Genomic DNA, 12,042 nt, shown 5'->3' on the forward strand with positions numbered 1-12,042 from the left:
ACAGAAAGGAATGGTTTATCGACAGGGATCAAGAATGTGTCTGCGAAAGCCGCTTTGATAGATTAATGGTAGCTTAAAAAATCAAAAACCATGGGCGTGAGCTCATGGTTTTTGATATCTATATCAGACGTCGCAAATTTGAACGCCTTGTTGTAAAGATGCAATCGGATCGCGTTTAGGAATGAATTCCTGAGCAACATATCCCGTAAAACCGGTTTCAACGATTGCTTTCATAATTGCCGGGTAATTCAATTCCTGAGAGTCGTCAATTTCGTTACGTCCGGGAACACCACCAGTGTGATAATGTCCAATATATTTATGGTATTTACGAATTGAAGCAATTACGTCTCCTTCCATAATTTGCATATGGTAAATATCATAAAGCAACTTAAAACGCTCAGAGCCAACCATCTCGCAAAGCCCGGCACCCCATGCCGTATGGTCACACATATAGTCAGGGTGATTGACTTTGCTGTTCAACAGCTCCATGATCATGGTAATATTATATTTTTCCGCCGAGGCCATAAGACGTCTCAGCCCTATCGCACAATTTCTCATGCCATCTAGATCCGACATGCCACGTCGGTTTCCAGAGAAACATATCACTGTCGTGTAACCTGCTTCTTTGAGTTTTGGGAAGAGCTCTTCGTAACTTTTTACCAGTTCGTCATGAAGGGCCAGATCATTAAATCCCTTTTCAATACCCATTCCTGCACCGTTTGGCAAAGCGCAAGTCAAGCCATATTTCTGTAATACAGGCCATTCAGAAGGCCCCAGTAACTCAATGGACTTAATACCCATTTTTTTACAATCCTGCGCAAAGCTTTCGAGGGGAATTTTGCCATAACACCATTTGCACACCGAATGGTTGATATTGCCTTTTAATACCAGGGGTTTTACCGGTTCGAATGGTAAAGAAAAAGCATTCGTTTGGGTGGAAGCCAGGGTAATGGCCGCCAACGCCTTTTTAATTGAAGATCTTCGCGATAGGTTGGTTTTCATATGAAAAGAGTGAGTGAATTATTAAGTGAGCGAATGAATGGTGATGGTGAAAGAGTTTCCAAGTTTTGAAACTTTGGCGACTCTAACCAGAAACGAGAAAGCTGATCGCCTTATATTAAACGTCGCAGATTGTTACACCCTGTTTCAACGATGCGATATCGTCATTCCGACTTGGAATAAACTCCTGTCCGACGTAACCTTTATATCCGGTTTCCACAATGGCCTTCATAATGGCCGGATAGTTAAGTTCCTGTGTATTATCAATTTCGTGACGACCAGGTACACCACCGGTATGGTAATGAGCAATATACTTATTATACTTTTTAATGGTTGCGATCACGTCACCTTCCATAATTTGCATATGGTAGATGTCGTACAGCAGTTTGAATTTTTCAGAACCAACCATTTCGCAAAGCGCCGCTCCCCATCCGGTGCGGTCGCACATGTAATCCTTATGATCCACTTTACTATTGAGCAATTCCATCACAAGGGTAACGTTGTGTTTTTCAGCCAACGGTATCAACTGTCTCAAAGCAACCGCACAGTTTCGCATTCCATCGTCATCAGAGATGCGATTTCTGTTGCCGGAAAAGCAGATGATTTTATCGTAACCGGCCTCCTGAACACGTGGAATGATATTCTGAAATCCTGCAATCAGCTCGGCATGATTCGCTGGGTCACAAAAGCCTTTAGTCAGATTTCTGGTAATACCCTCTCCCCAGGGAAGTGCAGAAGTCAATCCATACTTTTTGATGACCGGCCATTCCTCCGGACCGACCAATTCGATGGATTTGATCCCGATTTTTTTTGCGTCCTGAGCCAGGGTTTCAAGCGGGATTTTTTGGTAACACCAGCGACATACGGAATGATTGATTTTTCCATTGAGCTTTGGCCCTAACATTTCTGCAGACCGGGCGAAGATATCCTGCAACGGCGTGACCGAAAGAATCCCTGAAGCTGCTGCTATATTTTTGATAACGTTTCTACGGGATTTATTTTGTTTCTGAGAATCTGACACTTTTAAAAAGCTTGATAGTTAATAATTTATGATGTTGTGACGGTGTTTTTAGCTACCGCCGGCGTTAGTAGGTCCCCTACCCTTTTACAATATTCAGGTCACAAAAAAAGGGTATTTCCGGTTGAAGGAAATACCCTAAGTAAAGAAGCGAAATTGTGTTACTTACCCGTCTTCGTTGATTTAGAATTCGAATAAATCGGATTTTTTTCGTTTCCGCCAGCCATCAGATATGCAATTAAATCTCTTAGCTCGTCAGGATTTAATCCGTTGATCAAGCCTGGAAGCATCACTGAAACAGTTGAAACTTTAATAGATTTAACTTGTTTCTTAGCGATTTTTCTAACCAATTTAGGATCAAATGGATTCTGTGAAATACTATAAGAAGTAGCATCCTCACTCAATTGACGACCCAATACCGTTTCGCCATTTTTCAATTCATAGATGAACGAACCATATTGATCTGATATCGTTTTGTCAGGAATAATAATGGATTCCAGCATATCTTTCACTGAGAATCTGTTGCCCAGTTGAGTCAAATCCGGACCGACATCGGCACCTTCACCTTTTATAGCATGGCATCTATCGCACATTACGGCCGAGAATATCATTTTTCCCCGTTCATAGTCGCGGTTTTGCAAACTATCTTGTACCAAAGCAACTGCCTGATCCACTTTCCATCCACGCCCAGGTCCCTTAGGGCTGTATAGTTTAACTAGGTCATTACCGCTGGTTGTCAATCTTTCTGCACCTGACAGTTTATCGTAATAAGCGTACTTCTCGGTAGGTACGTTTTTCAAAGCAATTTTACGAGCCTTTTCAACAAAACCGATGTAACTACGTCCTCCCTGAAAGCTGAAAGCTTTGTCAAACCATTTGAAATATTGTTCTCTGCTTTGATCGTTCCACCCTGTTTTGGCAAGACTCAGAACAAATGCATAATACGTTTGTTGAAATGGTGGAATTTTCTCCAGCATCCCGGCAATATCCAATCCGTACTGCGGATTACGAAGAATTAAATCGGCAGATGCAGTGGCAGTTTCGTTGTCTTTATCAACGAATGCTTCATCGTTCACCAATAGCTTCAAAGTCTTTTCGGTTGCACCCGGAGCTTCCAGATTGATCAGCACTTTGCTATACAATCTGTTGGCAAGTGCTGATGGCGACGGGAAGCTCGGGTTGATGTTGGCAATCAGTTTTTCCCTGGTAGCAGCCTCGGGAGCGCCGTTCCGGAACAGAGCAACTTCAACTGTTCTCAGATAATCCTGCTGCTTGGCCTCTGGCAATGCTTTCAGATTGATACTTGCCAATGCTTTCATCAATTCATTTTTTACCGTCGAACCTCCCTGACGTGCCAAAGCAAGCAATGCATATATCTTCACTTGAGGATCAGCTTCGGTCAACGCTTTTTGCTGCCATTCAGCAACTGGTTGATTCTCAACAGCTAGTCTTGCAGCATATCTGATGGCACGGTCAGCATGATTTAAATATGGCCATGCAGTAGCAACTGCCTTCGCATTTTTTCCAACATGAAAAGCTTCAAGATCTCTTCTGATTTTCCCTTCAGGAGTGATAACTGCTGTTGCAGTTGCGGAGCCGGCAGGAAGATTTTTGTAGTCTTTATAGTAAACCCGGTATAGATCCGACTCAAGTCGACGACCACCGGTAAGGAAGTAAAGTGCTCCATCAGGTCCTATGGCTCCATCTGTCAATGGAAGCGGAGAGCCTGAAAGAAATTCTTCGTGATCTGCTTTATAGGTTGCTCCGGAAGGCGAAAGGTGCAGTCCGTGCATGATACCAAAGCTCCAGTCAAATGCCAAAAGTGTGTTTTTGTATTTCGCTGGGAATTTAGCGTCTTTCAGATAAATCAGGTTGGTCGGTGAACCTTGTCCAATATTCATAACGGCAGGACGGCTATCTGGATAAGACGGAGCCCATTTGCCGTCTCCTGTTCTCCATCCAAATTCACCAGCACTCACAGCATGGCATACTCTGGTCGGGCGATACCATGGTGTACCAAAATCCCATTCCATATCTGAGTCATAGGTGAATAGATCACCTGCTTCGTTAAATGCGATGTCGAAAGGATTTCTAAATCCGGCTGTAACCAATTCCCATTTTTTTCCCTCCGGATCTGTGTGGGCAATCCAACCTCCAGGGGCGGCACGGTCGTTAGCATGACCTCTAGGGTCTTTGATCAATGGAAACAGGTTGTCGTCCTGCCATGTATTTGGCAAACGATAGATATCCATCTGTGGCAAATCCGTGTGGTTCCCTGCGACTACATATAATGATTGTTTGTCCGGAGAAAGGATTACGCTATGCGGACCATGTTCTCCTTCACCCTTCATTGCTTTCAGCAAGGTAATCTTGTCATATTGATCGTCATTATTCGTGTCCTGCAATCTGTAAAGACCACTTTGATCAGCAAATTTTGGGTTCGAACGGTTATTGACCATCACGTAAAGGCTGTTGAATGCATATAGCAAGCCATGTGAAAAGCCCATTTGAATTTTTGTTGTATCTCCGTTGATACCCAGCTTTTCTACTTTTGGTTTTTCAGTGGATCCGATCGGAGGCAATTTCAGGCGATAAAGGAAGCCATATTGGTCAGAAGCGATCATCCGGCCTTTATCATCGAAAGTCATCGATACCCATGAACCTTCATTGTTTTCTGACGGACTGTACAAATGCTCTGCCTGAAATCCGTCAGCCAGCTTTAATTTGCCCACTTTGTCATCTGCGGGGGGCAAGGTGTTCGGAGCGTGGTTACTCCATAATGTTCCACACACAGTCCCCACAGCCAACACAGCTACAAGTCCTGATGGGATTTTTAACCACTTTTTTTTACTGTGCATATTCTGGTAAGAGTTTAGAATGCAGTATGGTGATTGTGAAAAAATTACTTAGAATTATCTAATTAAGGCAAGTTTACTACTAATAAATAAGCCGACTATCCTGTTGTATCTGGTACTTGTCAAAAGTTTGATCTCTGAAACAAACAGGACGCAAATTAAGAGCGCGGTAACTGGATTGCCTTTTATAGATTCTTTAAACATAAAAAAGTCCGTCACACAAATGGTTGAATATAAGTGTAACGGACAGTTTTAAAAGAACGGCTTATCAGAATTCCGGTGTTAAAGCAGATTCAACTGCTGGCAAACCATAGTATTTATCCAGTACTGTGAATGCATTTCCAGGGGGAACTGCGCCAGCAGGGAAATAGTAGTTAAGCGGGTTAGCTTTTACTCGCGCACCATAAGGAACAATAATCTCCTGAATACGGTCGGTTCTGGTGATATCAAACCAGCGCTTGTTTTCGAAAGCCAGCTCAACGCGTCTTTCTTTGAAAACCGCTTCACGTACGTCTGCCTGAGACGAGGCAGTCGTTCCTGCCAATCCAGCTCTGGCTCTTACCATGTTCAGATATGGAATTGCGTCAGCCTGTTTGCCTTGCTCTGTAAGAGCTTCTGCAAGGAACAATAACACCTCTGAATATCTGAATGCAGGAAGGTTTTGGCCCGTATTGCCTTGGAGTGAATGCGGACGCGCATACTTCTTTATATATGGATAAACCTTGTTTTCCCGAGCGCTTTGGCTAAGCGTTACAAATCCAATGGTGATTTCCTTTCTTTTATCGCCTGTTTCATATGCAGCGATAATATCAGGTGTTGGGATATTGTTGTTTTCTCCCGAAATATCCTGAGGGTTGGTTGTACCGGTTATAGGGAAAAGTTCTTTTGCCAATATCGGTGTCGGGATAATCTGATAAATCAAATTTCCGTTGTAGCCAGCAGAACCTTCAAGGTACTGAATTTCAAAAACAGACTCAGCATTGTTTTTGTTGGCACTGGTACCTGAGAATGCATCGTCGTAGTTCGGCATCAAGGAATATTTGCCGCTTGTTACGACCTGTCTCGCAGCAGCTTCTGCTTCCGGCCATTTCTTTTGCGTGATATACAGCTCAGCTAATAACGTGAATGCACTTCCAGACGTAGCCCGTCCAGGCTCCTGAGCAGTTTTGTCCAACATCGAAGTTGAGGCTTCTTTTGCATCTTTTTCTATCTGAGCATATATCTGATCAACAGTGCTCAGAGGCAAAGCAGCAGCCGAACGATCGGCCACGGGCTCGAGGTGCAAAGGAACAGGACCAAATAATCTCACCAATTGGAAGTAAGCGAAGGCACGTAAAAACAAGGCCTGACCTTTTAGATTTGCTTTCACAGCAGCGTCAAAGTCTACGTCATCAATCAATGATAGAAGCTGGTTTGCACGAGAGATGATCAGGTAGTCTTGTCTCCATTGTTGAAGCACGTTGTCGTTCGCGGTCACACCATTGGCGGTAGGAACGGCGAAATCTGCAATATTTTCAGTTGCATCAACCGCTCCGAAAAGGATATTCCGGGCGTAGTAGGCGTTGTCCGAATGCAATTCTGTCAATTTCCAGATACGGTCATTATATATCGTCCGCAATGGGGTATATGTTGCATTCACCGCTTGTTCAAAATCCTTTTGGGATTTGAAAAAGGTCTCAGAGCTCAGCTGTGTTTCGGGTGTTACTGAGAGAAAATCATCAAAGCAACTGGTTAAGGTGAAACTGGCTAAGCATGCTAGTATAATACTTTTTTTCATCTTCATATTAGATAGTATTTTAAGGCTTGAGGCTTCAGGATTAGAAATTAAGATTGATCCCTACTGTCCAGGTACGTGGTACAGGATAGTTAGAAAAGTCGCGTCCCTGGCTCAGGTTACCGCCGTCTCCAGTAGCGTCACCACTCGCGCTAGTCTCAGGATTGGGCCCACCCCAGTATTTGGTGAATACATACAGCTGCTGAACAGAAGCATAGATACGGGCAGATTGGAAAGCCTTGGAAAGTTTATTGACCGTGTATCCAAGTGTTACGTTCTTAATGGTAAAGAAAGACGCGTCTGCAAGGAATTGAGTACTAGCCCAGTCTCTCTCTAAACCCGTGTAATTTCCACCGTTGTTAGTAGCACCAAACTTTCCGCTTCCTTCTGTAATCACCGTTGTTGCAACACCTTTATCATTGTTTTTCACTCTGAACCGGTCTTTCACACCTGCCACCATGTTGAATACCCCGTCCAAGTTGGCTGTACTATATAAATGCTGCACGTAAAGTTCATTACCCTGAGATCCTGAACCCGTAATCGACAAGTCGAAATTTTTGTAGGACATGTTGCTGGTCACACCGTAAGTAAATTTCGGGAACGGATTGCCAATAACAGTTCTATCATCTTTATCTCCACCGTTGGTAATTACGCCATCGCCGTTGATATCCTTGTACTTAATAACGCCGATAGCGGAACGGCCGGGAACAACCGGAGAGTTTTGCAGCTCTTCCGAGCTTTTGTAATATCCTTCTTTCTGTAATCCGTAGAATTGGCCAAAAGGTCTTCCCACCTGCGTAATATTCACTGCACCATATACGCGATCGATTCCATCAGCAAGAGCCATTACCTTGTTTCTGTTGAAAGAAATGTTGGCACTGGTTGTCCATTTGAATGCACCGATTGTGTTACGGGTAGTTAATGAAACTTCATTTCCCCAGAACTTAATCTCACCAATGTTGTCATTAAAGTTTCCAAAACCTGACTCCTGAGCGATCTGAACGCTATAAAGAAGATCTGTGGTTCTTTTGGTATAAAAGTCATAAATCAACTGGATGCGGTCATTGAAGAATCCCATATCCAAACCTACATCAAATTGCTTCGTTCTTTCCCATCCCAATTTAGGATTGGCAAGTGAAGTTACTGCCGCGCCCGCTCCGATATTAGTACCGAAAGGATTGTTCAAGGTATTGTTGATCAGCGCATACTGAGTGTAATTACCGATGTTATTGTTACCAATTACACCATAGCTACCTCTAATTTTCATGAACGATACAGTCCGGACATTTTTCAAAAACTCTTCGTCTGATATTACCCAGCCTGCAGATGCAGATGGGAAGGTACCCCAACGATTGTCTGCACCAAATCGAGAAGATCCGTCAGCACGAACGGCTGCGGTTAGCAAGTACTTACCTTTGAAGTTATAGGTAAGTCTACCAATATAAGAGGCAAGGCTCCATTGGTCTACTGAATTGGCAGTAGAGTTACCTCTTGCTACGTTGATCGCGCTCTGGATGGTATTGATGCGGTCGTCGGGATACACGCTCGCAGAAACTACCATCGCTTCACTTCTGAATTGCTGCACGGTCAACCCGCCCAACAACTCGAAATGGTGATCGCCAACAGATTTGTTATAAGTAGCATAATTTTCGTTCAGCCACGAAATGTTCTGCATATTACTTCTAACGCTAGATGCCGTAGTCGGGATTGGAACGTTGATCTGAAATGTGGCAGTAGATGGGTTAAAGAAAAGGAAACGTTGCGAGAGAAACTCAACATTGAATGTCGACTTCAGAACAAGCCCTTTGATGGGTTGCCATGAGACATACGCATTTGTAAGGACACTGACTTTTTTCGTTTCATTCGTTAACTCATTGGCTGCACGTACCCAGTTTGGATAGTTGAAGATGTTACCGGTACTTCCTGGGAAGGTATTGTATTTTGTCAATTCACCGTTAGCATCATAAATTGGCATCACCGGCCAGGTATGAAGGGCATTGAACAAAATACCTACACCACGGTTACCATCTGATCTAGGTGTATTATCAAACACATATTGAGGGGCAATATTGAAGCCCATCTTCACTTTGTCAGATATGTTATAGTTAGAATTTACGCGTAGAGAATAACGTCTGTAAGTATTGTTCAGAACAACTCCTTGCTGGTTAAATACCCCCGCAACTACGGATGTACTTGACTTTTCGTTGTTGTTTGAAACGGTCAACGTATAGCTCTGAAGGGGAGCGCGTCTCAACAATGAACCATACCAGTCGTTGTTTTTGCCAGCGTATTGTGAGGGATTCGCAAATTCCGTAGGAACTGTCTGGTTTTGGTCTTCGTAATATTCTTTTTTGAACTGAGCGAATTCTTCAGCGTTAAGCATTTTGATTAATCCGCGATCAGGCACACTTTGTGTACCGACGAAGACGTTCAGCCCAACTGAAGTTTTTCCTGTTTGGGGTCTTTTGGTAGTGATCAAAACTACACCGTTTGCCGCACGAGAACCGTATAATGACGTAGAAGCAGCATCTTTCAATACTGTAATGTCCTCAATTTCATCCGGGTTCATAGAGCCAATAGTCCCAGTAATCGGAAAGCCGTCAACTACGTATAACGGATCGCTACCAGCACTAACTGAAACTTGTCCACGAATTCTGACTGACATACCTTGTCCGGGTATTCCCGTTGTCTGGTTGATCTGAACACCGGCCAGTCTTCCCTGGAGTTTCTGCGCAATCTGTGAAACGGGAATATCTCTTATTTCATCCGCCTTAACAGTTTGAACTGCTCCGGTAATTTCCTTTTTCAACTGGCTACCATAACCTACAACCACCACCTCGGTTAATGCTTTCGCATCAACTGCCATTTTGAGGTTTACTGAAGTTTTGGATCCAATTTGCGTTTCCTGAGTCAGATACCCCACCGAAGAGAAAACAAGGATACCGCCATTGTCAGGCACTGATAGCGAAAATTTACCGTCTGTGTCTGTAACAGTCCCTGAATTTGTGCCTTTTAAAACGACACTTACACCTGGCAGCCCATCACCTTTTTCGTCAGAAATGGTACCTGTTACTGTTTTGTTGATCGTTGCTACCGTTAAGGTACCCGTAGAAGTATTTGGGTTAGGAAGGTAGGCATTTGATCCTGCAAAGGTAGAAGAGGTAAGTAAAATACCAGAGAATACCTTTATCAAGCACAGTTTGGACGGAATGTACCTGTCATAGTACAATTGCAATTGTCGAGGTTGATTCATAAATTTGATTGTTTTATTTAGATGATAGATAGACACCGACACTCTTCTATGTTTGCAGCACGCGAGAGTTCGGATTAATTTGGGCCGGGGGTACGCCAATACCCCCGGTTTTTTAATAAAGGTTTAGGAATAGGGTTAAGTCATTAGCAGTCTATTTTTTATGGGTAAATTAATATTTGATTATTGGCAATGATTTTCGAATCTATTTAAATTCCTTGCAATGATCCTTTGATGATTTGTTATTGGCCGAATGCCACATTTTTTCGCTGTCCCTACGTCCCTTTTTCTCTCTTCCTTTATGCCTTTTTGTTGACTCTCTTCAAGCTTTTGAAGAGCTGCTTTCAGCCCACCGTTGAACGGTTATATCTCCTATTATTTACTAGGATTGTACAATAATAAAAGTCTGTAAAAAATTAACTGTCCTGCTGTGTCTGGTATTAAGGAATATTTAATCTGGTAACCGTTATATTATCTACGGTAACGTTGAGGAATCCATAATGCAATAATAAACGTTTTAGCAAAGAAAAAGCCATCCGAGTGTTCGAATGGCTTTTCATCATGGATGGATACATTATACCAGGAGCTCTTTCACTACCTGCCCTTTTCCATCGGGTGTTGTGTAAAACGGACGCTTTTCTATTTCATACTGGGTTTCTGGTGGGATTCCCAAGGCATGGTATATTGTTTGATGGATCTGGTCAATTTTTACGGGATTTTCGATTGTTTTGCAAGGTCTCTCGTCAGCAGTTTTTCCATATGCGAATCCTTTTTTGATTCCGCCTCCAAACATGAGCATGGAACATCCGTCGGTAAAGTGACGGTGCATTCCGTAGAATTTCTCTTCTGAAAGAATATCAGGCTGCTGGACTTGCTCAAGCACTTTGGCATCTGGCCTTCCTTCTACCATCATATCCCTGCTAAACTCGCTTGCCAAAACGATCATCGTTCTGTCAAGATGTCCTGTTTTATCCAAATCTTTAATCAGCTGAGCGATCGGCCCGTCGATTTGTTTTTTCATTTCCTGAAGGCGGGTATGGCCGTTTTCATGCGTGTCCCATCCCTTGAATGGTTCGTACTCTGTTGTTACGCTGATAAATCTGGCTCCTTGCTCGGTGAGCCTGCGAGCCAGCAAACAGCCCAAACCAAATCGGCCTGTGTTATATATGTCATAACTCTTTTTAGGTTCAGTACTCAAATCGAAAGCTTTTGACTCCGGAGAATTTAGTAGGGCATATGCCTGCTCCATTGATCTCTTCAAAGATTCCCGCTGGTAATCGCTGCCAAACTCTCCCACCGGACTGTTATTGATCAGCTCATTGTATAATTGGTTTCTTCGTTCAAATCGCTTCGCGTCCATACCTACAGGGGGCCGAACACTTTCAAGACCCTGGCTTGGATCCGGAATAAAGAACGGCCCAAACTCATTCCCTAAAAAACCAGCAGTGTGAAATGCTTTTAGTTCTTCGGCCTCCCCTACAGAAAATCTTTGACCAATATCAATAAAGGCCGGGATTACCGGATTTTTAGGACCTAACTCCTTTGCGATCCACGAACCAATATGCGGTGCAGCGACCGACTGTGGGGGCTCATAGCAGGTGTGCCAATGGTATTGATGGCGGGAATGCAGGATATGGCCCATGTCAGCCGCGACATACGAGCGTATTAAAGTTCCCTTGTCCATCACACTTCCAATTGACTGGAGTCCGTCCGAAAAATGGATTCCATCAAGCACCGTAGGAACAGATTTGAACGTACTCAAAACGCGGTTACCCTCCATGTTTTTTTCAAAGGGCGTATATTTTTTTGGGTCAAAAGTTTCGGTGTGAGCCATCCCTCCGGCCATCCATAAAAGAATTACAGTATCTGCGGACGAATTAGCACCTGCTTTTCCCCGACAGCTGGTAAGAAGGCTGGAGAAAGGTGCTCCAGCTGCCAACGCACCCAACGTCGCTGCGCTTGCACTCCTTAAAAACTCTCGCCTATTCCAATTGTTGTATTTCATGTTGTTTTTAAATAACTGATTATGAATTATTTATAACACTTTAATTTCTTTACTAATAAAAAGTATTATAAGTTTAATATTTTTTATTAGTTCAATTCGTATTTATAGGTTAATATATAGCTAAAAGGCCTAATCATATAG

Annotated in this window: 6 protein-coding genes; all 6 read right to left on the minus strand. The window is 43.2% G+C overall.

Annotation, left to right across the window (positions count from 1 at the left end; translation table 11 throughout):
* Positions 1-123: 123 nt before the first annotated feature.
* Complete coding sequence (locus tag AC1XUD_RS05450; protein WP_483359953.1) at positions 124-1,002, minus strand: hydroxypyruvate isomerase family protein; 879 nt, start codon at positions 1,000-1,002, stop codon at positions 124-126.
* A gap of 115 nt (positions 1,003-1,117) precedes the next feature.
* Positions 1,118-2,020 carry a hydroxypyruvate isomerase family protein gene (locus AC1XUD_RS05455; RefSeq protein WP_483359954.1) on the minus strand — a complete coding sequence of 301 codons (903 nt, stop codon included), beginning with the start codon at positions 2,018-2,020 and terminating at the stop codon, positions 1,118-1,120.
* A 158-nt stretch (positions 2,021-2,178) separates the two neighbouring features.
* A complete protein-coding gene (locus AC1XUD_RS05460; RefSeq protein WP_483359955.1) occupies positions 2,179-4,875 on the minus strand; it encodes a PQQ-dependent sugar dehydrogenase in 2,697 nt (898 codons plus the stop codon).
* Positions 4,876-5,140: 265 nt separating this feature from the next.
* Entirely contained in the window at positions 5,141-6,649 is a 1,509-nt protein-coding gene (locus AC1XUD_RS05465) for a RagB/SusD family nutrient uptake outer membrane protein (RefSeq protein ID WP_483359956.1), read from the minus strand.
* A 40-nt stretch (positions 6,650-6,689) separates the two neighbouring features.
* The gene (locus AC1XUD_RS05470) at positions 6,690-9,899 is read right to left on the minus strand and encodes a SusC/RagA family TonB-linked outer membrane protein (RefSeq protein WP_483359957.1); all 3,210 of its coding nucleotides are present in this window, start codon (positions 9,897-9,899) and stop codon (positions 6,690-6,692) included.
* 571 nt (positions 9,900-10,470) lie between these two features.
* Positions 10,471-11,901 (minus strand): DUF1501 domain-containing protein, encoded by a 1,431-nt coding sequence (locus tag AC1XUD_RS05475; protein WP_483359958.1) that lies wholly within the window; start codon positions 11,899-11,901, stop codon positions 10,471-10,473.
* Positions 11,902-12,042 lie beyond the last annotated feature (141 nt).

This window comes from Dyadobacter sp. HNCC25DJ184, from assembly GCF_056895215.1.

Excerpts from the sequence above, each read along its gene's own strand:
- AC1XUD_RS05475 (WP_483359958.1), bottom strand. The coding sequence starts at position 11,901 with ATGAAATACAACAATTGGAATAGGCGAGAGTTTTTAAGGAGTGCAAGC.
- AC1XUD_RS05450 (WP_483359953.1), bottom strand. The coding sequence starts at position 1,002 with ATGAAAACCAACCTATCGCGAAGATCTTCAATTAAAAAGGCGTTGGCG.
- AC1XUD_RS05470 (WP_483359957.1), bottom strand. The coding sequence starts at position 9,899 with ATGAATCAACCTCGACAATTGCAATTGTACTATGACAGGTACATTCCG.
- AC1XUD_RS05465 (WP_483359956.1), bottom strand. The coding sequence starts at position 6,649 with ATGAAAAAAAGTATTATACTAGCATGCTTAGCCAGTTTCACCTTAACC.
- AC1XUD_RS05460 (WP_483359955.1), bottom strand. The coding sequence starts at position 4,875 with ATGCACAGTAAAAAAAAGTGGTTAAAAATCCCATCAGGACTTGTAGCT.